At 58.3% G+C, this 20,446-nt stretch carries 20 protein-coding genes and 3 pseudogenes; 12 read left to right on the top strand and 11 right to left on the bottom strand.

Features of this window, described 5'->3' with window-relative positions; genetic code table 11:
• The 5 genes from AC57B1_RS15605 to AC57B1_RS15585 all read left to right on the top strand — a co-directional run.
• Positions 1–235 (top strand): transposase (locus tag AC57B1_RS15605; protein ID WP_496417958.1); only part of this gene is annotated, 235 nt, incomplete at its 5' end.
• Between the two features lie 15 nt (positions 236–250).
• A complete protein-coding gene (gene tnpA / locus AC57B1_RS15600) occupies positions 251–658 on the top strand; it encodes an IS66-like element accessory protein TnpA (RefSeq protein WP_266240539.1) in 408 nt (135 codons plus the stop codon).
• Positions 655–1,002, top strand: a complete 348-nt coding sequence (tnpB, locus tag AC57B1_RS15595) for an IS66 family insertion sequence element accessory protein TnpB (RefSeq protein WP_062093208.1) — start codon at positions 655–657, stop codon at positions 1,000–1,002. Before tnpA ends, tnpB begins: the two co-directional genes overlap by 4 nt.
• A 54-nt stretch (positions 1,003–1,056) precedes the next feature.
• The gene (gene tnpC, locus AC57B1_RS15590; protein ID WP_496417957.1) at positions 1,057–2,601 is read left to right on the top strand and encodes an IS66 family transposase; all 1,545 of its coding nucleotides are present in this window, start codon (positions 1,057–1,059) and stop codon (positions 2,599–2,601) included.
• A 12-nt stretch (positions 2,602–2,613) separates the two neighbouring features.
• On the top strand, positions 2,614–3,234 hold the full coding sequence (locus AC57B1_RS15585; RefSeq protein WP_496417956.1) for a plasmid pRiA4b ORF-3 family protein: 621 nt from the start codon (positions 2,614–2,616) through the stop codon (positions 3,232–3,234).
• A 27-nt stretch (positions 3,235–3,261) separates the two neighbouring features.
• Here the strand turns inward: AC57B1_RS15585 and AC57B1_RS15580 are convergent, their stop codons facing one another.
• The 3 genes from AC57B1_RS15580 to AC57B1_RS15570 are packed head-to-tail and all read right to left on the bottom strand — an operon-like array spanning position 3,262 to position 6,259.
• Positions 3,262–4,131, bottom strand: coding sequence for a tyrosine-type recombinase/integrase (locus AC57B1_RS15580; RefSeq protein WP_496417955.1), 870 nt, complete (start codon positions 4,129–4,131; stop codon positions 3,262–3,264).
• Positions 4,128–5,054, bottom strand: a complete 927-nt coding sequence (locus AC57B1_RS15575) for a tyrosine-type recombinase/integrase (RefSeq protein ID WP_496417954.1) — start codon at positions 5,052–5,054, stop codon at positions 4,128–4,130. The genes AC57B1_RS15580 and AC57B1_RS15575 overlap by 4 nt, the downstream gene beginning before the upstream one ends.
• The gene (locus tag AC57B1_RS15570) at positions 5,051–6,259 is read right to left on the bottom strand and encodes a site-specific integrase (RefSeq protein ID WP_007179153.1); all 1,209 of its coding nucleotides are present in this window, start codon (positions 6,257–6,259) and stop codon (positions 5,051–5,053) included. The genes AC57B1_RS15575 and AC57B1_RS15570 overlap by 4 nt, the downstream gene beginning before the upstream one ends.
• Positions 6,260–6,425: 166 nt before the next feature.
• Between AC57B1_RS15570 and AC57B1_RS15565 the strand changes: the two are divergent.
• Positions 6,426–6,899 (top strand): annotated as a pseudogene (locus tag AC57B1_RS15565) (transposase); the annotation flags it as partial.
• A 515-nt stretch (positions 6,900–7,414) separates the two neighbouring features.
• The gene (locus AC57B1_RS15560) at positions 7,415–7,645 is read left to right on the top strand and encodes a transposase (protein WP_496417961.1); all 231 of its coding nucleotides are present in this window, start codon (positions 7,415–7,417) and stop codon (positions 7,643–7,645) included.
• A 219-nt stretch (positions 7,646–7,864) separates the two neighbouring features.
• On the opposite strand, the gene AC57B1_RS15555 is transcribed toward AC57B1_RS15560, so the two are convergent.
• The 5 genes and pseudogenes from AC57B1_RS15555 to AC57B1_RS15535 form a co-directional block, all read right to left on the bottom strand.
• Positions 7,865–8,905, bottom strand: coding sequence for an acyltransferase family protein (locus AC57B1_RS15555; protein WP_496417953.1), 1,041 nt, complete (start codon positions 8,903–8,905; stop codon positions 7,865–7,867).
• Between the two features lie 511 nt (positions 8,906–9,416).
• Complete coding sequence (locus AC57B1_RS15550) at positions 9,417–10,403, bottom strand: class I SAM-dependent methyltransferase (RefSeq protein ID WP_496417952.1); 987 nt, start codon at positions 10,401–10,403, stop codon at positions 9,417–9,419.
• 206 nt (positions 10,404–10,609) lie between these two features.
• A pseudogene (locus AC57B1_RS15545) lies at positions 10,610–10,816 on the bottom strand (IS5/IS1182 family transposase); the annotation flags it as partial.
• A gap of 551 nt (positions 10,817–11,367) precedes the next feature.
• Entirely contained in the window at positions 11,368–12,156 is a 789-nt protein-coding gene (gene istB, locus AC57B1_RS15540; protein ID WP_496417951.1) for an IS21-like element helper ATPase IstB, read from the bottom strand.
• A 5-nt stretch (positions 12,157–12,161) separates the two neighbouring features.
• Positions 12,162–12,953 (bottom strand): annotated as a pseudogene (locus AC57B1_RS15535) (Mu transposase domain-containing protein); the annotation flags it as partial.
• A 59-nt stretch (positions 12,954–13,012) separates the two neighbouring features.
• Between AC57B1_RS15535 and AC57B1_RS15530 the strand changes: the two are divergent.
• The 3 genes from AC57B1_RS15530 to AC57B1_RS15520 all read left to right on the top strand — a co-directional run bounded on the left by AC57B1_RS15530 (position 13,013) and on the right by AC57B1_RS15520 (position 15,168).
• Positions 13,013–13,267 (top strand): DUF5372 family protein, encoded by a 255-nt coding sequence (locus AC57B1_RS15530; RefSeq protein ID WP_496417960.1) that lies wholly within the window; start codon positions 13,013–13,015, stop codon positions 13,265–13,267.
• Between the two features lie 188 nt (positions 13,268–13,455).
• On the top strand, positions 13,456–13,908 hold the full coding sequence (locus tag AC57B1_RS15525; RefSeq protein WP_496417950.1) for a helix-turn-helix domain-containing protein: 453 nt from the start codon (positions 13,456–13,458) through the stop codon (positions 13,906–13,908).
• Positions 13,909–14,178: 270 nt separating this feature from the next.
• Positions 14,179–15,168, top strand: coding sequence for a recombinase family protein (locus tag AC57B1_RS15520; protein ID WP_496417949.1), 990 nt, complete (start codon positions 14,179–14,181; stop codon positions 15,166–15,168).
• Here AC57B1_RS15520 and AC57B1_RS15515 read toward each other — a convergent pair.
• From AC57B1_RS15515 to AC57B1_RS15505, 3 genes are read right to left on the bottom strand one after another with little or no spacing between them, the layout of a single operon-like run.
• A complete protein-coding gene (locus tag AC57B1_RS15515; RefSeq protein ID WP_496417948.1) occupies positions 15,128–16,012 on the bottom strand; it encodes a tyrosine-type recombinase/integrase in 885 nt (294 codons plus the stop codon). The genes AC57B1_RS15520 and AC57B1_RS15515 overlap by 41 nt on opposite strands.
• Complete coding sequence (locus AC57B1_RS15510) at positions 16,009–17,001, bottom strand: tyrosine-type recombinase/integrase (protein ID WP_496417947.1); 993 nt, start codon at positions 16,999–17,001, stop codon at positions 16,009–16,011. The genes AC57B1_RS15515 and AC57B1_RS15510 overlap by 4 nt, the downstream gene beginning before the upstream one ends.
• Positions 16,998–17,951 carry a site-specific integrase gene (locus tag AC57B1_RS15505; RefSeq protein WP_496417946.1) on the bottom strand — a complete coding sequence of 318 codons (954 nt, stop codon included), beginning with the start codon at positions 17,949–17,951 and terminating at the stop codon, positions 16,998–17,000. Before AC57B1_RS15505 ends, AC57B1_RS15510 begins: the two co-directional genes overlap by 4 nt.
• A 179-nt stretch (positions 17,952–18,130) precedes the next feature.
• Here AC57B1_RS15505 and istA point away from each other — a divergent pair, with 179 nt between their 5' ends.
• Together istA and istB (AC57B1_RS15495) are read left to right on the top strand one after the other, a co-directional pair.
• Positions 18,131–19,624, top strand: a complete 1,494-nt coding sequence (gene istA, locus AC57B1_RS15500; RefSeq protein WP_496417945.1) for an IS21 family transposase — start codon at positions 18,131–18,133, stop codon at positions 19,622–19,624.
• On the top strand, positions 19,621–20,439 hold the full coding sequence (gene istB / locus AC57B1_RS15495; RefSeq protein WP_095418116.1) for an IS21-like element helper ATPase IstB: 819 nt from the start codon (positions 19,621–19,623) through the stop codon (positions 20,437–20,439). Before istA ends, istB (AC57B1_RS15495) begins: the two co-directional genes overlap by 4 nt.
• The last annotated feature ends 7 nt before the right edge of the window (positions 20,440–20,446 follow it).

Raw genomic sequence — 20,446 nt, 5'->3', positions numbered from 1 at the left:
GGGCTTCGTGCTGCTGCCCCGGCGGTGGGTGGTCGAGCGCAGCTTTGGCTGGCTCAACCGTTTCCGCCGTCTCGCACGTGATTATGAACGGCTGCCCGAAACCCTTGCAGGACTTCATTTCATGGTCTTCGCAATGCTCATGCTCGTTCACGCAGTGCCAGTACTTCGTAAGCGTCATCTGAAGGCCGCATGTACAGGCAGCTGGATAGTGTCCAAAGTAGTCCCCACCAAATAAGTGATGGGGACTACTTTGTCTAAAGATGAGATGCAGATTTCGAATCGCAAGGGCCGACCGAACTACGATCCGGCCTACAAACGACAGGTCGCGATCGCGGCCTGTGAATCCAATGTTTCCGTGGCTAAACTTGCTCAGGCCCATGGACTCAATCCAAATATGGTTTTCAAATGGCGCCGCGAATACCGCGCCGGGTTGCTTAGCAACGGCGGCGCTGGAGCGACTGTGCTACTCCCTGTGACCTTGCCAACGGAGGTAAAAGCGGAGGCCTCCACGGCCCCGGCGGTAGCCGCAAATCCTGAGGGGCCTGCGCGTGATGCAGCAAGCATCGAGATCGAGCTCAATGGCGCGTGCGTTCGGCTCACTGGCAGGGTCGACCCCGTTCAATTGCGTTTAGTGCTGCGTTGTCTGATGCCCGTATGATCGCACCTCCTTCCGGTACCCGTATTTGGCTGGCCGCTGGCATTACGGACATGCGTCGCGGAATGGATGGCCTCGCTACTCTTGTTCAATCCACTCTGGAACTTGATCCGTTTTCTGGTCACGTCTTCGCCTTTCGTGGACGGCGTGGCGACATCATTAAGATTTTGTGGTGGAGCGGCGACGGCATGAATCTTTATGCGAAGCGTCTTGAGCGCGGCCGCTTTATCTGGCCCCAGGCCGAATCAGGCAGCATTCATCTCTCCGCAGCGCAGCTTTCGATGCTCCTGGAGGGCATCGATTGGCGGCGACCCGAACGGACCTGGCAGCCTACTCGAGCAGCGTAAAAAAGCCTCTGCGCAAGCGTTCAGAAACGGCGGGCATGTTTTAAAATAACAGACATGCTCGCTAGTTCCCTTCCTGACGACATCGCCACACTCAAGCGCATGCTGGCCACGCGCGATGAGACGATTGCCCAGTTGGTGGCCGAGATTGCCCGTCTTAAACGCTGGCAGTACGGTCGTTCATCGGAGCGTATGACTGAGCTGATGGATCAGCTCGAACTGGCGCTTGGAGATTTGCCCGTACAGCAGGTGCCGAGCGTTCCAACTACAGACTTGTCCGTCGAAGGCGAAACGGTCGATTCGAAGGAAACAGACAAGGCCGCCGCTCGTCGCCGCAAACCACGCACGTTTCCCGACCACCTCCCACGTGAGACCCTGGTTCATGCGCCCGCGACTTGTGACTGTCCCGAATGCGGAACCCATATGCGTGCGCTCGGCGAAGACGTTTCAGAGATGCTCGATTATGTGCCGGGTTACTTCAAGGTGACTCGGCACGTGCGTCCCAAACTAGCGTGTGGTCGCTGTTCCAAAGTCGCTCAGGTTGCTGCTCCTTCCCGCCCAATCGCAAGGGGTATGGCCGGGGCGGGTCTTCTGGCTCAAGTAGTGGTTTCCAAATACGCTGACCATACCCCGCTGTATCGACAAGCAAGCATCTATCGCCGTGCAGGCATCGAACTTGATCGCGCAACGCTGGCTTCTTGGGTGCGCGAAGCGGGTCGCCTCCTTGAACCCCTGGCCGACGCCATAGGCCAGTATGTCCTGCAGGCGCAAAAGATCCATACCGACGATACGCCGGTGCCAGTGTTAGATCCGGGTCGCGGAAAGACACGCACGGCGCGACTATGGACGTATGTGAGAGACGATAGGCCAGCAGGCAACCAGGCGCCGCCAGCGGTCTGGTACCAGTACTCGCCTGACCGCAAAGGCGAAAGGCCCAGAGCACATCTCGACGGCTATTGCGGAATCCTGCAAGCGGATGCCTATAGCGGGTATTCCGCGCTATATCGCGATGGCCAGATTATCGAAGCCGCTTGCTGGGCCCACGCTCGGCGTAAGTACTATGACTTGTTCGAGTTAGATCGCTCTCCGATCGCCGAGGAGGCGCTGCTCCGGATCAGAGCCCTGTACGCAATCGAGAGGGATATCCGCGGACAAATGCCGGCCGTGCGTCAATCGGTTCGCCTGACGCGTGCGAAGCCGATTCTCATAAGCCTGAAGGTCTGGCTGGAACAAACGCTCCTACAAGTATCGGTGAAGTCCGGCATAGCCAAGGCGATCAAGTACTCGTTGACGCATTGGCAGGCGCTGACACGTTACTGCGAAGATGGGCGCATCGAAGTGGACAACAACACCGCGGAACGCTCAATTCGCCCTCTAGTTCTTGGGCGTCGGAATTATCTGTTCGCAGGGTCCGACGGCGGCGGCGAGAGCGCTGCGATAATCTATAGCCTGATCGGAACGGCACGCCTAAACGATGTCGAGCCATTCGCGTATTTGCGTGCTGTCTTCGAACGGATCGCCGATCATCCCATCAACCGCGTCGACGAACTGCTGCCGTGGCGCCTGATGCCCGTTGAACAGGCCACACAGCTCGCAGCTTAACGGACCATCACGATGGCTCAAGCAGGCAAATCAAGCAGTGGCAAACCCACGTTGCGAATGGTCAGCTCTCCAGAGTTCGTCTATCAGTTGCGGGTTGAACTACTGGGTCTCAGACCGGCGATTTGGCGGCAGATTCTCGTTCGCGGATCCGTTGAGCTTTCCAGGCTTCACGTCATCTTGCTCATGACAATGGGGTGGGACGGTGGCCACGTGCATGAGTACGTCATTGGAGACAAAAACTATGGGGAGGTCGATCCGCTCTTCCGACCCGATGTCCCCGACGATTCGCCTTTGTTAGACGAAGCCAAGGCAACCCTCGCGGTGGTACTTGGTGACCGGAAATTGTTCACCTATATCTACGACTTTGGCGACAACTGGCAACATCGCGTCAAAGTCGAAAATATCTTGCCGCCTGATCCTGACTTACGCTCACCGATCTGCTTGGCAGGCCGCAACGCCTGTCCGCCCGAAGACGTCGGTGGTGGACCCGGGTACATCGAATTCTTAGAAGCTATAACCGACCCGTCTCATGAAGACCATGAGCAACTGCTCGAATGGTGTGGCGGCAGCTTCGATCCCGAAGCATTTGACCTCGCTGCCGTCAACGAACGACTATCGGAATTTGAGTTCTGAACGGTCGGTGCGGCCTCTGCATGACGCTTACAGTACTTCAAAGTGCCTAACACGCTCTAGCCATAGAGCGATTACCGTGGGATCGACTCCAGCTTCGAGAAGCCGCATTGCAGCCGTATGTCGAAGCACATGGAAAGTGACGTTCTTGTTTGCCAAAGTGGCACACGCAGCGGATGCTTTAGCTGCATGGAGAGTGATACGGCGCTCAATCGCGTCTCGACTGAGAGGTGTACCGGTGCGCGTTGGGAACAACCGCGCAGCTGGATTGGCCTCACACTCGGCAAGCCATACGCGCAGCACCTTAACCACAGGGACGGTCAAGGGTGTGATGCGATCCTTTCGGCCCTTACCCTGACAGGCGACATGTGCGCCAGCGCCGAGGTGAACGTCAGTCCATAGCAGGCCGATCACCTCTGAGATTCGCAAACCGGTTTGCACTGCGACCAGTAGCATCGCGTAGTCACGTCGTCCTGACCATAAGGTGCGATCGGGTGCCGCAAGCAACGCTCGCACTTCAACTTCGGTAAGGAAGGTAACGATCGCACGCTCAAAGCGCTTGGGAAGTATCGCCAGCACCCGAGCGATGGTGGCTGCGTGTTCGGGGTGACGTAATGCCGCGTAGCGAAACAGTGAGTGGATGGCGGCGAGCCGAGCGTTACGAGTACGCACGCTGTTTTTACGATCCCGTTCGAGGTGGTCCAGGAAGGCGCAGACAAGCGAAATGTCGAAATCGGTAAAATCAAGTGCCGACGGTGATTTGCCTGTTCGCTTTGCGCGGAAACCAAGCAACAATCGCCACGTATCGCGATACGCCGCAACGGTGCATGGGCTCGCGTGACGCTCCCGGATGAGCCGATCAGTGAAGAATGCTTGCAGAGTAATGGCAAGTTCAGTCATGTTTGCTCTCCATGCAGATGCTCCAGACGCTCGGCTGCCTTAGCGAGTAGCTCCGGAGCTGCCGACAGATACCAATAGGTCGATGCCGGGCTTACGTGCCCGAGATAAGTTGAAAGCAGCGTGAGGCGTTGCTGCGTGTTCGAACCATCCCGGTAGGCCTCGAGCATCGTGTTAACGGCGAACGCATGACGCATGTCATGAATACGGGGGCGACAATGAGTGGTGCGCGACACGAGACCTGCTTGGCGGGCGACTCGCTGGAAGGTCCACTGAACGTTGCAGTACAGGAGCCGGTTGCCCGTCGGAGATATGAACAGTGCCGAGGTTCCCTCGGCGCTGGCCATTCGGTTGCGGCGGGCGAGATAACGCTTCAACGACGCGACCGTTGTTGGGTGCAAGGGAATTTCTCGCATCTTATTGAACTTCGCACGTCTGATGATCAGTGTGCCGTTGCGCGCATCGAAGTCTTGCAGATCGAGGTTGATCGCCTCACCCACTCGCATCCCGGTCACGGCAAGCAATCCGATCAAGCTCTGGTAAGTTGCTACTCGTAGCGGTGAGCTGAGCGCGCTGGCGGCCTTGATTAGCGCGATGATCTCTTCCTCACGATACAGATACGGGCAGGCTCGGTGCGGCCGCCAAGGCAATAAGTCAGATGGTGGAACCTCGATGGAAGGATTGGTGGCTTGCAGATACTTAGTGAATCCACGAACGGCCGATAGACGATAGGCCCACCAGTTGTTGCTGCCGTCGTTTGGTTGGCACGCCCACGTTAAAGCGTGTTGAATGGTGATCGCCGGTGCTCCTGTGGCCAGGAAAAAATCAATGAATTGCTTCAGCAGCTTCTCCGACCGCCGCAGCTTGTAGCCCAGCGAGCGGCGCAAATTCAAATACTCAGCCAGAGCACAATGTAATTCGCTCATGCCGCACCTCCCGGCCACGGACGGGCGAGCAGGCGCAACCCCTCCCGGTCGACCTTCGCGTAGATTGACGTGGTCATCAGGCGCCGATGACGCAACACCTGGGCGACCTCGGGAAGTGCAACACCCGAGCGAACCATCTGGGTTGCAAGTGTATGACGCAGTCGATGGGCGCTCATGTGAGGGAGGCCCGCGCGTGAAGCCGCGGCGGCCACCGCTTCTGTGACACCTGCGGATGAGAGCGCACGGTGAGGAGCGCGTGTACGCACGAACACAGTACGGCCTTGTGCGGTATCGGGGCGGCCACGTCGCAGATACGATGCCAATGCCTGGCCTACATCCGCAGGCAAAGGAAGGCGTTCGATGCGCTGACCTTTACCTCTCACCACGAGTTCACCCGCGCGCCAGTCGATGTCGTCAAGTTTGAGCATACGCACCTCTCCGGCACGCAAGCCCAGACGCGCGAGCAGCATCAGCATAGCGAAATCGCGTTGTCCGTGATGAGTGCGCCGATCGCAAGCCGCCAGCAAGCGTTGCACGTCGCGTCTCTCCAGTGCGCATGGCAGCCCCGCAAGGCGCCAGCCGGCGACCGACGGAACTGCTGTGTCAAGCGGCTGCGCGATAAAACCTTCGATATGCAAGTAGATGAGCAAAGAGCGCAGTGCCGTTACTGTTATCTTCGCTGTGCCGGTTGAGCGACCGCGGCTAGCAGAGAGCACAAATTGGATCAGGTGCTGCGGTCGCAAGCACTTCCAATCGAGTTCGCCATCGACGACTCTGGTCACGGCAAAGGCACGAGCTACGTCGACATATCCGCGAGCGCTGGTCGCGACAAGCCCGCGCACATCGACAAGGTATTTGCGATAGCGCTCCAGCATTGATTCGCTGGGACTTAACACCGCGTGCGCGCTTGCCACCGCGATCCCAACGTTACTGAGGTAGCTGACCAGCGGCGCCAGTGCTTTGGATGACAGCCACAACGTGTAGCCCTGCGCGCGCCGTGCATTCAGGAATTCGTCCAGGACCGGAGCGGTGAGCGTCGTCGCGTCTTGTCGCCTGGAAGCAAGCCACCGGCTCAGATGCGCAAGAAGCTGCAGTTGATTTGCAGCGGCATTGGGCCGGTAACCTTGTTTGCTCAACTCCGCAGCGAAGCCGTCTGCGAACGAGGCGAGCGGTCCGGTGATACGGACACGAGATGGATTTGACATGAGTTGTCTCCTTCTCCGAGTTGTGGAAAAGGAAGCATCGCTCAGTCACCGAGATTATGCCGATGCCTACAGCGCGTTCCCCGCCAGAACCGCCGCATTGCGGCTGCACGCCGGCATAATCCGGAGGTCGGCATAATGGAACTTAGGCCGATATCGGCCTAAGTTTCACAAGATGGGCAACGTGCTCAACGCGCTGCCGAAGTCGCAACAGGGACGCGCGAAGGCAGACCTGCAGGCGATCTGGATGGCCGCTACGCGCGCCGACGCGCACACTGCGTTCGATCGTTTCGTAGCGATCTACGCGGGGAAATACCCGAAGGCGACTGAGACGTTGAAGAAAGATCGGGAAAGTCTGCTGGCGTTTTACGACTTCCCGGCCGAGCACTGGCAGCATTTGCGCACGACGAATGCGATTGAGTCGACGTTCGCGACCGTGCGCCACCGCACTACGCGTACGCGCAACTGTGTGTCGCGACCAACCTTCCTCGGCCTGGCATTCAAGCTGATCGAGGAAGCCGAGAAAACCTGGCGCCGCATCAACGGCCCCGAACAGATCAAGCTGTTGCTGGAGGGAATTGCCTTCAGGGACGGCGAACCGGCGCAAGGCGATCAACCGGGTCAGCAGAAACTCGCCGCTTGACGTCGCCGGCCATCAACTGCTCATACACCAGACTTGACGTTATCTCCTGATTCTAGGCTGAACAGTTCGGCGAGCCCCGTGCGGCGGAGTTTTGAGGCCGAAATGGTGTTGTGAGATTTGCATGAAGCTGGGACGTTAACGTGAGAATCGTTCATTTTTCGACGAGGTGCAGATGGGTCCGAAGACGGCCGTGACGGAGGGAGATTTCTTCCGGCAACAAATGTTGAACGAGACGTATTTGTCGTTCGCTCAGGAATCGCTTGTTGAGGCGTAGTCCGACTGCGTTGCGGTGCGGTGCGTCGTAAAGAGCCCGAAGGGCGAGTGAACATGCACCGGGCGCCGACTCGCGTTTGCTCAGGGGGTGACGCAGGGATACGAGATAGGGTAGAAGAACAGTTCACCGCCGAAGAAACGTAAGCGTCCGGTCATCCCGTCTTGAGTTGGGCTGAGGGTCTTGGGAGCATCGTATCCACTTAAAATTGGACTGACCCCGCAAAGGTGGACACGTCAACACTATCGAAGAAGCGCCAATTGGAAGGCGGCGGCGTCGCCGCTACAGCGTGGAGTTTAAGGCTCAGGTTATTGCGGCTTGTCAGGGCCCGGGAGTGTCGCTCGCGGCCATCGCCCTGCACCACAAGTTGAACGCTAATCTGCTCCGACGTTGGGTGGAAGGCTGCTTGAGAGAGACCGGTTTGACTACGGTTCGGCGCCCTTCGCCTCGGGGACGAGGTGAATCAATGATGTGACGCATGCGAAGGTCGCATGCAGGGATGATGCGGCCGGCGTCAGTACGACGCTTAATGCTGTGCGCGAGCGCAGTGCGGTGAAAGTCGCATGCTGCGTTCTTCGGGGGCTGTGCCTCGTTGGCTCTGTCGATATCGCCTTGGCATTGACGGGATTCTCGATACCGGCCACAGGCCGCTTTTACGTGGACAGGAATTGTTCAGGGTCGACTAATAACGGTCTTATTGGGTCATTTCCGGCGTCGAGCTCGTGCCCTTCTGGAGTAGAGCGATCCTGATGAGCCTCAGTAGAGGCAGTTCTATTGTGTAATGGGTCGTTACACCGACAACAAGAGACCCGACGAGCAGGATGACCGATAGCACTATCGGATGATCAGTAATCAGATAATCTCGAGCATTGAAGTAGTTCGAAATTACGTCGATCGCTATTACGTGACTCAAATAGATTGAGTAGCTAATATCCCCGCCCAGCTTCGGAAGCGTTCCTTTTAGCCACGCCATTCCTTCGAACGCCAAAGCCCCGACTACAAGCAGTGTGGCCGGGATTCCCATCGCCAGCGCGCGTATAAGATGGAACGCGTTAGGGCTCTCCGTGATGATAGTCGCGGCATTCTGAAATCTCCAGAAAAGCAATCCCGCGATGACAATTGCCGAAAATCCGAATGGGCTGCTCAGGTATCTTCCGCGGACGGTCAATTGTGCAACTATGAGCCCAGCACAGAACTCGAGACATATGCCGGTGGAGAAGTGCGCGTTGTTTGCCGACCCGGGCACGGGTATCGGTAATGCTCCGATTAGAGTGAACGCAGCCAATGTTGCGAAGAAGGCGTTTCGTCGATTCAGAAACAGGACGAGGCTTGCGACGACGTAGAACAGCATTTCGTACGTAAGAGTCCACGCAGGAAAATAGATTTCGTGCCAGTCGGTTCCAAATCGCGGCCACAGAAGCATGGACCGGACAAAGTCCTCCCCTGAAGGGGGCAAATTCCATGCTATTGCACGAAACAGGGAGTAAAAGAGCGTCGCCATCCAATATAGGGGCATCACGCGTATGATGCGCTTCAATGCGAATTTGGGTGCCGATTCTTCCTTGATAAGAGAAAGGCCGATCACGATGCCGCTAATAACGAAGAATACGTCGACGCCGGCGGCTCCCACCATCGCCGGGCAGTTGAATCGCACAACTATGTGATGCACCAGGACTGCCAGTGCAGCAACGAATCGCAGGAAATGGATCGAATGGAGTTTTTCGTTCTTAGGCACGAGTGTTCCTAGGCGCCACGCGTGGCGCCGTGTCTTCTGGGCGGGAGCGGCAATGAGTCGCAGATCGAACAGGAGTCGTATATTACACCGACACGGATGAAGTCCCAGAGAATGACTCGATTCCGGATCAGAATTGGTACTTCAGCGTCAGAATATCCGAATCCTTGATCGCTAGACTGGGCTCTCTCCATCAGGTCTCCAATTGGGCAAGAAGGAGCTGCGCTTCCGGCGCCCTGGGGCGGATCGAATCCGGCCGTGTGGGTATTTCATGGTGTGTCCGTGCGCCTTTGGTGCTCACGTCCCGATACCGCCCACCGCTCAAACTCCTCGATGTCAATGAAGATAAGAACGAAACCATCTCGGGTCCCTGCACCCGCACCTACCATGTCGATACGAGGTTGACGTTCGCCGGAACAACGGGGCGGTCGGAGATGCATACGCGGCCAGCACGTCGCGATCAGCATCGACTTCTGCTATCGTCTGCCCGAGATCAGATGCGGATGGGCGGACTTCAAGCAGGTCGCCGAAAAATGATCTCACCCTCCATGAGCAGTTCCTCGCGTAGCGAAGGGGAGATGAACCGATCGCACGAGGTCAATACCTCCATTACCCAATCAGGAAGTTCGGGCGCGTCTTGGCCAGTACTACTGAATAGAAGATTCTTCAGCTTATCTTCCCACGTCCGTACCGGCGGGTTCATCGACGTTATGATTGGACGATCCCATCCCAAACGCGCCGCCACACTCTCAAACTGTCCGCGCGTGAACATCCACTTATCGTCCAGTTGTGGAAGTATCGGGTGACTGCGCGAGTCGTCGAACATCAGATCCAAACCGATGACACAGGTTTTGAGCAGATCCTCCAGATGTTCGACAGCATTGCTGCGATGTTCTGGAATACGACGCAATATCTCCGTTAGGCATTGCCGGAGCATGACGTTTCCAGCTTGGAAAGGCTCATAAAAGACGGCTATACCTCCCGGGCGGAGGCCCGGCAGCAGGCTCTCCAACGAAGCGAATGGGTCATGAAGGTGATGGAGCATTGAGGACCCTATGATTAGATCGAATGTCCCGGGCTTCAACCTGATCTTCGATGCGTCGGCGATAAGAGCTGACACGCGATGGCCGATCCCCTCGGAAGCTATCGCGCGCGTCAGTAGGACAACCATATTTGGGCTGAGATCGCTCGCCACGATTCTGGCGTCGGGGAACAAGCGGGATTCGGCAATAACGCTACCGCCTGGGCCGGATCCGGCGTCGAAGATCGATTTAGGCGAAAAGTTGTTCACCCCGGCCCGGTTTGCTGCTCTCGTGATCTTATTTATTGTGGCGTCTAGCCCAGAATAGCGCGCAGCATAAATCTCTGCTCCTTCTAGAAATTGTTCTCCTACGCCCGGATTCTCTGAATCAAAGTGACCGACAACAGCTTGAACCAAATCACCGCTAACCTCGAACGTTGATATGTCATCAGCGATATATTCTTTCAAGAACGAAGTCATTCCGGCTCCTGTTCATACGAAATAACACGGTTATAGAGATGAAAAAGGTCAGGCTGCGGTCGTTCACGTCCGACTTGGATCGGGCGTCTGGCGTGTTAGCCTACCATGTAGTCGACCCAGAACAGGATCATCCGCAGTTTGTGGCCGGTGCCGCACAGCACCGCGTGCATCGCTTCGCCGAGCGCGCCTTTGAGCCAGTTGCGATCAAGTTTTGCGTCTAACACCGGTACGCCTTGCTGTTCCGATCGTCTCGGCCGAAGAGACAAAGAAGCCGCAGCCTCCGGAGGCGACATGCCCGGTCGCTCCCAGTTGAGCAGGTCGGCCAAACGTATCCATGGGTGCTTCAGGTTGATCTGTTCGCGTAGCGGTTGCCGGAAGAAATCTCCCTCCGTCACTGGCGTCTTCGGACCCATCTGCACCTGGTCGGAAAATGCAGGATTCTCACGCTAATGTGCCTCTGCAAATCTCACAACACCTGGCTCGCCGAATTGTTCATGCTCGACTACTGAGCGCCATCTGGAATGCTCTGTTTCAGAAGAGCACTCGCTCGGCACCAGAGATGGTCCCATAGCGCAATCATTCAGGCGCCGCGCACACCCCGAGTGGGCGGAACAATGCGCTCCACTGGCCAGCCTGTCCTGCGAGCGTCGAATAACTGCGTTCCGCACCGTCGCGTGCATAAATCACTGACTGCGGATTCAGCGGACGAAGTCGCAGAATTTGCCGCGCAAGGACGTCCGCGAGCAATCCGGGGCCCTGCGTGCCGCGATCGATTCGCCAACAGCGCCGCCGCTTGCATGGTGCAGTCGTAACAGGTACAAACCTTCGTGCGGCGCCGGTGACTAATCAAAACGTCTCTTCGACGATTTGGCGCTGCGTGTCACGGATCGGCGTAAAGGCGCCGGGGATGATCGCCGTAATGGCGCCAAGTTGGAAGTGGTGTCAAACGCGGATTCGAACGGCCTCAAGAATGCGGTTTTTTACTGGATTTTGCAACGGCGACTTCGCCGTTTTCAGGCATCGGTTTAGGCTTGCGGAAGCTCTCGCCTTCGATGACGATGCGGTAGGCACCGTGACGTAGTCGGTCGAGTGTCGCGGCGCCGAGAACCCCGTTATCGGGGAAGGCGTCACCCCATTCGCTGAGATCGAGATTGGATGTTAGGATGGTAGCCGCCCGCTCATACCTGGCCGCCACCAGGTCGTGGAAGTCTTCGTCGTGTGGCGCGCGCAGCGGCTTTAGCGCGAAGTCGTCAACGATCAGCAGCGGCACGCGCACGAACTGCTGAAACTTGCGTTCGTAGAGGCCCGTGGCGCGGGCCGCATGCAGCTTCCTGATCAGATCGGTTTGCGTGACGAACAGCACGTCACGCCCCTGACGTGCAGCGCAGTGGCCCAGTGCCTGAGCAATGTGGGACTTGCCGACGCCTGTCTGACCGACCATCAGGATTGCCACCTTCTCGTCGATGTAACGACCGGTGGCGAGATCGTGGATGTGCGCGCGGTTGAGCTTTGGCAGCCGGTCGAAGTTGAACGTCTCCAGCGTCTTGCCGAGCCCGAAGCCGGCGCGCACGAGACGCGCGCCGAGCTTCTTCTGGTCCCGCCGCGCGACTTCATCATGCAGGAGCATGGCGAGGAATTCCGTGTAGGCGAGCTGTCCGTCGATCGCCTGACGGTTGCGCTGCTCGAGCGAGTCGAGTACGCCGGACAGGCGCAGTTGCTTGAGGATCGTATTCAGTTCGGGACTGGGATTCATGATGTTCAATGCAGGAGAAGGGAGTGGAGGTCACGACCGAAGCGGCCGCCGTTCAGATAGGTGTCAGCAGGCGCCGTCGACGTTTGCGCCGATGCCGCTGTGGGCTGGCTGTCCAGTCCCTTGTCGAGGATGGTCTTGACGGTGCGGTACTTCGGGCTCGCGAATGCAAGCGCACGCTCACACGCGGCGTCCAGTCGCTGATCGCCGAACTTCTCGCGCATACGGACGATGCCCTGCGCGCCACGCAGGTTCACCAGCACCGTGTCGTTGAACATCGCGAGAACCAGCGCGTGACAGGATGACCCGATCTCCTTCGCACGAGCCAGGCACCACTGCGGATCGTGTTCGAGCCATGCCTGCGCCGCCGGCGGCTGGTGGTCACGCACCGTGTGGCGATCACCTGCCTTGCGCAGTCTCGGATGGGTTGCAATGAGTTCGTGCTGATGGAACAGTTGTACAACCGTATCGGTGGATTTGAGCCAGAGGCTCTTGCCAACCAGCGTGAACGGCACGGAGTACAGCGCCTTCTTGTAGACGACGTGTCCGTCCGTATGCACCTTGACTTCGCTCCATACAGCCAGCACCGGCGCAACGTCAGGCAGCGTCGTGAGCAGTGGCTTCTCGATGGCAAAGCGCGCCAGCGGCTGCTCGCGTGTCGTGCCATGTTCGCGCGTGCTGGCCTGCTGCATGATCCATTCACGCAACTGCCGGTTGGCATCGGTCAGGTCGCGGAACGTGCGCAGCGGCACAAAGGATTTCTTGACATATTTGACGCCCGACTCAACGATTCCCTTCTCGTAAGTCAGCAACTGTCTGTCATGAGGAACGTCGCGTAGTCAAAGGCGCGTCCTTCGAGATTACCCATCCATTCCACCCAGCACGTGGAAATCGCTTTGTCCTGGTAAGTCGCAAGCAGAACTGGGGTGAAGATCGCGTGATGTATTTCGACGCACACAAGCGTCTGCGCTCGGTGCTGGCATCCTGGACCGATGTCCCGGAGCCAGATCTGTTCGCGCAGGCCTCCGGTGGACATTCCTGGTTTAGAACTGACGATCTGCTTCGATTGCGTGCGCTTATTGACGATTTGTTGGGAGCACACGATGTCAAATAAATTTCGCCGTGAACGTAAGGATAAATATGCCGCCGTCGAGATGATCATATCTGCACTCGAAGAAGATAAGCTTTATTTATCTGCCAGATTTAGCGCTGTTTTTGTGATCGATCTGATCACAGAGATATTTGACGGATCGAATGTTGAGGCGTATTTTATCTGTCATTACATCAACGAGAGATCATGTAATGACCAGGCCATCGTCAAAGCGCGATCGACTACGCGAACTTGGTGCTCTCAATCCTCATCCCGACCGAATACGAGCGCCATGGTTTCGATCGGGCGATTTCTTCGATCCCGACGATCTTGTTCAGGTCAAGTACGAGATGTTGCGTCATGTTCGGGTCGATGGCGCTTCCAAGGCCGAGGCGGCCGCCCTGTTCGGAATGTCCAGGCCGACCTTCTATCAAGCGGAGAGCGCCTTTGCGAGCGAGGGGCTGCCAGGACTGCTTCCGAAACAGCGTGGGCCCAAAGGCGCGCACAAACTCAACTCGGTGGTCATGGCGTTCATCGAGGAGCGTCTACAGCAAGACAGCAGCATTCGCGCTCGCGCGCTTGCGCAGGAGATCGAAACCTGGCTGGAGCTTTCGATCCACCCACGCAGTATCGAACGTGCGTTAGCACGCAAAAAAAAACCGTAGACGATTCGCCTCAATTCCGTCCACCATCGTCAGCGCTTGTTCGCTACGAAGCGCTACGGGCCGACCTGATCGGCACTGGTCCTAACTCAGAAGGCCACGCGGCCATACGCTTTCATGGCCTGTTGCACGGGCTGGCGATCCAACGCCCGGACGCTTCGCGCATCGAGGCTCCCACTCCAACCGTGCCTGCTTCCAACTCAGTGCGCGATAACGGCGCGCTTGTTCGCGTGCTTGCCAACCTCGTACTGCGCACCCACGAGGAGCTTGCCCATGTCTACTAACTCCGCTCAGAAGGTTACCGCTGAACATCTGCGGCGTGATGCGTTCCTCTACGTTCGACAGTCGTCGCTTCGGCAGGTGTTCGAGAATACCGAGAGTACGAAGCGGCAATATGCGCTGCGCGATCGCGCCGTTTCGCTCGGGTGGCCGATCGAACGTATTCACGTCGTCGATAACGATCTCGGCCTGTCCGGTTCCAGCGCCCAGGAGCGAGATGGCTTTCAGCACCTGGTCGCCGAGGTCGCCAATGGTCACGCCGGCATCGTGCTGGGATTGGAAGTGTCGCGCCTTGCGCGCAATAACGCAGACTGGCATCGTCTGATCGAACTCGCATCGCTCACGCAAACTTTGATTCTGGACGAGGATGGAATTTACGATCCAGGTCAATTTAATGATCGCCTTTTGCTTGGATTAAAGGGCGCTATGAGCGAGGCAGAACTTCATATCCTCAAGGGCCGGCTACAAGGCGGGATCAAGAACAAGGCACGCCGTGGCGATCTGGAGGTGCCTTTGCCTATCGGGCTTGTGTATCACCCGAATGGCTCAGTCGCACTCGATCCTGATCAACAGGTCCGTGGCGCGCTGCGGTTGCTGTTCGACACGTTTCGGCAAGCTGCGTCTGCTACCGCCACGGTCAAGCGATTTCGCCAGGAAGGCTGGTTGTTTCCGCGTCGCATCCGCAGGGGGATTGGCAAGGGAGATCTGATTTGGGGGCCGTTGGAACACTGTCGCGTCATTCAGATACTGCACAACCCCCGTTATGCCGGCGCCTTCGTGTACGGGCGCACGCGCGGAGCATATCGTCAGGGACGCAAATCCTTCGGGCTTAAGGTTGACCGAGAGAATTGGCAGGTGTTAATTCAGAATGCGCATCCAGGCTTTATTGATTGGGACGAGTTCGAGCGCAACCAGGCGACGCTTAAGCAGAATCTAACCGGATTTAGACAGCGTCAAGCAGAACGGCCGGCGTATCTAGACTGACGTGTCCAAGCCAACCGCGAATGACATTGACCTCAACACCGGATTCGAGCAGGTGGACCGCCGCGGTGTGCCGAAACAGGTGCGGAGTTACTCGTCGAGGCTGCGGGCTTCCTGTGTCCCACGTTGCGCCATGTCGTCGAACAATCTTGTAGATGCCGAAGCGCGTCAGGGGACGGTTTTGTACCGCGCAGAAAACATAGCCGTTTGGCAATGTGTGCTGCACCGCAAGCAGTTGTTGAAGTTGCTTCACTGTCTCTTCCCAGAGTGGGCAGACGCGCCACTTATCGCCTTTGCCGTGCAGGTGGACCTTGGCTGGCGCGACGAAATCGAGATGTTCCATCCGAAGATCGGCGACCTCTTGCACCCGGGCACCGGTGTTGTATAGAAAGAGAAATAGCGTGCGATCGCGAAGTGCGAAACGTCCCTGCTTTGAGAGAGAGCGAAACAGTGCCGTCACTTCCTCGTGCTCGAGGTAATGGGTGTCAGATAGTGATGTTCGCTTGACGGGGATTGCCGCGATTTGCTGACAGGCGGCAAGCATCTCCGGTACTCGCAAGGCGAGGTATGAATAGAAGGTATTCAGCGCCGCGCGCCGTTGGTTGCGGGTACGTATGGAGTTGCCGCGCTGCTGTTCCAGGTGCTTTAGGAATGCGAGAACCCGTTCGAAGCTCAGGTCCTCGATGGCCAAGGACGCAATCGAACCACCACGTTGTTCGGACACAAAGCACAGGAACAGGCGCATGGTGTCACGATAACTTCGGATCGAACCTTGGCGCAGGCCCTTCTGCACCGGAAGATAATCCGTAAAAAATGACTGTACCAATGGGCCGAGAGATGGTGTCATGATGTGAGAACCTCCCTGAGGGTTGCTGCGGCAAACACCTCGTAACGACGGTTGGCCTGCTCAAGGAGTTCTGGTGTCGTCGACAGATACACCGCAGTGGAACTCACATCGACGTGGCCCATGAACGTTGAAAGCGCTAGGAGATTTGCCTGCGGATCAAGGCCGAGGCGGTACCAGCGGGTGAGTACGCCGACAGCGAACGCATGGCGTAGATCGTGAAGGTGCGGATACGAAACACTTGGCGCAATATCCAGATGTAGCTTGGGAACGAGGGCATGAAAGGTCTGACTGACAGTGCACGGATTGATAGGCCGTCCCCCACGCAGGCTGAACAACGGGGCCTCATCCCGGGCTGCGCGCGTGTCCTCAGTCTGGCGCCGACGCACATGCTCGACAAGCAACGCTTCGGGCTTGGGACCAAAGGGAACGAGCCGGCTCTTGTAAAACTTCGTTTCTCGGACGACCAGCAGTTGCCGCTCGCGGTCGACGTCCTTGATACGCAACCGACAGGCCTCCCCGACGCGCAATCCGAGCCCGTACAAAACGGCGAAAAGGACGAAGTAGGTGCTGCCCCGCCCCATGGTGCCACCCTTGTCGGGAAGGGTCTTGGCGAGTGCGAGCAACCGCTGGGCCGCTGCCATGTCAAAAATAAACGGCGTGCGTTCATATCTCGACCGACGCGGTGGTGATTGCAACGGTGTCGCGGCAAGCTTCCCACGGTTGACGAGATACGAGAAGAACCTGCCGATCGTACAGCGCAGGTGGTTGTAGCTTCTCGCACGCGGTCGCGGACGCGAGAGCAGGAACTCGTCCACCAGGGTCGGCGTCACTTCGGAGATATGACCAATACGCTTCTGCAGCAGGTAGGCGTCGAGCAGCGCGAGCGTCTTCTCTTCGACGTCGTAACGCCGCCCTAACGAACGCTTGTGGGTGAGGAACTGTTCGACATCCGGCCCAAGGAAGCTCTTAAAGCGCGTACGGGGTGTCATAGCACATCCTCCCCGTCGCCTTGCGCGACATAGCGCAGTTGCTCGATCGCGAGCTTGCCGTAGATCTGGGTCGACGAGATGTTGCGGTGGCCGACATAGTCGCCGATGTGCTTGAGCGAGAAATGAGCATTGAGCAGGCGCTGAACGCAGCTATGCCGGAGTACGTGTGAGCCGGCGCGTGGAACGTTGATACCGGCCTTGCGGATGAAGTGGGCAGCTCGACACACCACTGCCGCATGGCCAATCGGGGCGAGCGGTGCTGCCATGCGCATGAACACCTCACGATCCGCTGTCGCTGGGCGGCCGTTCTTGAGGTAGTCAATGATTGCGGCACCGGCCACCGCAGAGAGTGGATAAGTGGTGGTGTTGCCGGCCTTGCGCTCGCGGATTCTAAATCGCTCGTTGCGCCAGTCGATATCGTCGAGGGTAAGTGCAGCAACTTCACAGGCCCGCAAGCCATACGTCGAAAGCAGCAACAGCATCGCGTAGTCGCGCTTACCGCAGGGCGAACGTCGGTCAACGCTCGCCAAGACCTTCTCGACCTGATCCCAATTGATTGATCGTGGAATTCCTGCGTCTCGATACGATTGTGGAAACTCGACGAGTGAACTGAGATCCCTGGAGAGCACTCCTTCACGATACAGGTAGCGCAGAAAGACTCGCAATGTTCCGCAGGCATTGCGAAGCGTCGTCCAGGCAACCCGCGGGCCGTATTCGGTGATGAAACCGCTGATCACGGTCGGCGACACAGCTCGTAGACCGATGCCGGTGCGCTCGAGGTAGGCAGCGAACTGGTGAAGATGGAAGCGGTACTGGAGGATCGTACGCGGGCGAAGCCCCTTCTCCTCGACAAGGTACGTCAGGAACTGCGGGGCCTGCCGTTCGAAGGGGTTATCCGGCTTGCGCGGACGACCAGGGCCGTCATATCCGTCAATCGCCAGACGCAGCATCTGGCAAATGGGATTGCTGGGCGGCGACAATTGTCTTGGCCGGTCGTTGACGATTGTTTTGGCCGGTGGTGAGGAGTTGGAGGCGGCGTAGCCGCCGGAGACGACGAACCACCGGCGGCGCCAGGTCGACGGGGCTTTAGGATGGGCTGATCGAAGCTTAAATAAAAAGCGGTCAGCTCATGTCTGGAACCCGCATTACCGACCAACAGGTTCGTCTCTACATGAACAAGCGCAAACACCATCCGCAGGAAGTCGCGGCCGCCAAGACCGGTATCAGCGTGCGTACGGCACGCCGCATCGAGCGCGATGCCACGTTGCCCTCCCAGAAGCCGCGTCAATCATGGCGGACCCGCCCTGATCCCTTCGTCGACGTATGGGACAGCGAAGTCGTACCACTGCTGCGCAACGCGCCCAACCTGATGGGCATCACGGTCCTGCGCAAGCTGCAGGATGATCACCCGGATCGATATCCCGATAGCATGCGTCGCACGCTGGAGCGACGTATCCGCCAGTGGCGGGCACTCGAAGGGCCTAGCCTGGAGGTGTTCTTTCCCCAGGAGCACCAGCCCGGCGTGCGCGGACTGTCGGACTTCACCGATATGAGCAATCTGTGCGTGACGATCGGCGGCGCCCCGTTCGGTCACCGGCTGTATCACTTCGTACTGGCGTTCTCGCGCTGGGAGTATGCGAACGTTGTTGAGGGTGGCGAGAGTTTCGAGGCCCTCGCTGCGGGATTGCAGAACGCGCTATGGCAGGCGGGCGGCAGCCCGCACGAACACCGCTCGGACAGCCTGTCGGCCGCCTTCAAGAATCTGACAGAGCAGGAGGACTTCACGACGCGTTATGCGGCGCTGCTCGACCATTACGGCATGGAGGGCACGCGCAACAATCGCGGGCTGGGCCACGAGAACGGCAGCGTGGAATCCTCGCATCGGTATCTGAAGGAAGCGGTCGACCAGGCTCTGATGCTGCGCGGCCATCGCGACTTCGCTGACCGGGCGGCTTACGATGAATTCATCCGTGAGGTGGTGATGCGCCGGAACCGGCGCAACGCCGCGGCGTTTCGCATTGAGCGCACACAGTTGCAGGATTTGCCTGAACGCCGTACCACTGACTTCGTCGAGGAAGAGGCGCTCGTGACCCGTTGCAGCACGTTCACCGTGCGCGGCATCTTGTACAGCGCGCCGTCGCGCCTGATCGGCCACCGCCTGAAGGTGCGTCTCTACGGTGACCGGCTCGACTGCTATCTGTCGGGCGCGCTGGTGCACAGTACGCCGCGAGGCTCCCGTGCCGCCGACAACCGCCACGCACTGGATTACCGTCACTTCATTGACTCTCTCAAGCGCAAGCCTCAGGCGTTCAGGGGACTTGCGTTTCGCGACGCGCTGTTTCCGCGCGATGCCTACCGCCGGACCTGGGAGCGGCTGGAGGCGCAACTGACGCAACGTCAGGCATGCAAGACCATGGTGGGGTTGCTCGAACTTGCAGCGCACCACGGCGTTGAAGCGTTGCTGGCGCAGCGGCTTGATGCGTTGCTCGTAGTCGGCGAACTGCCCGACCTGAAACAGTTGCGCGACGAATTCGCTCCGCGTGAGGCGCTGTGTCCCGAGGTGGTGGTCGAGATGCCTCCCATCGCAGTCTATGACGAACTGCTCGACAAGGCGGCCGCATGAACGCACCCGCCTATGAGAACGGTCGTCTGGCCCTCATGCTCAACGAGCTGCGCCTGCCGACGATCGGCAGGTTGTGGCCCGAGTTCGCGGAACGCTCTGACAAGGAAGGCTGGCAGGCTTCACGGCTGCTCGGCGCATTGCTCGAGCACGAACTGGCCGAGCGCGCCAAACGACGCATCGAGCGCCACCGAACCGAGTCGCATCTGGACCCGACCAAGACACTTGCTACCTTCGACTTCGGCATGGTGCCGATGGTCTCGAAGGCGCATGTCACTGCGCTGGCAACCGGGGAATCCTGGCTGGAGAAAGGCGCCACGATTCTCCTGTTCGGGCCGCCTGGTGCCGGCAAGAGTCATCTGGGATCGGCTATCGGACACGCGCTGATCGACGCTGGCTACCGGGTGCTGTTCACGCGCACCAGCGAACTCGTCCAGAAGCTCCAGGCTGCACGCCAGAGCCTGCAACTGCCATCCGCGCTCGCGAAGCTCGATCGCTTCGATCTCATCATCCTGGATGACCTGTCGTACGCGCGCAAGGACCAGGCCGAAACCAGCGTACTGTTCGAACTGATCGCCGAGAGGTATGAGCGCAAAAGTCTTTTAATAACGGCCAATCAGCCGTTCTCTGGCTGGAATGACGTGTTCCCCGACCCCGGCATGACGGTCGCAGCCATCGACCGGCTCGTCCATCACTCGACGATCTTTGAACTGAATGTAGAAAGCTATCGCCGTCGAAAGGCCAGCGACAAACAGAGCGCGCGCCGGCGACAATTACCCAACGACAATTACGATGGAGGCGCGACAACTATGAATTAGCCAGCGA

The organism is Paraburkholderia sp. BGA-UO-ETr-F21, from assembly GCF_059567925.1.
Note: the sequence above shows the minus strand (reverse complement) of the source record. Positions and strands in the feature narration are given on the sequence as shown.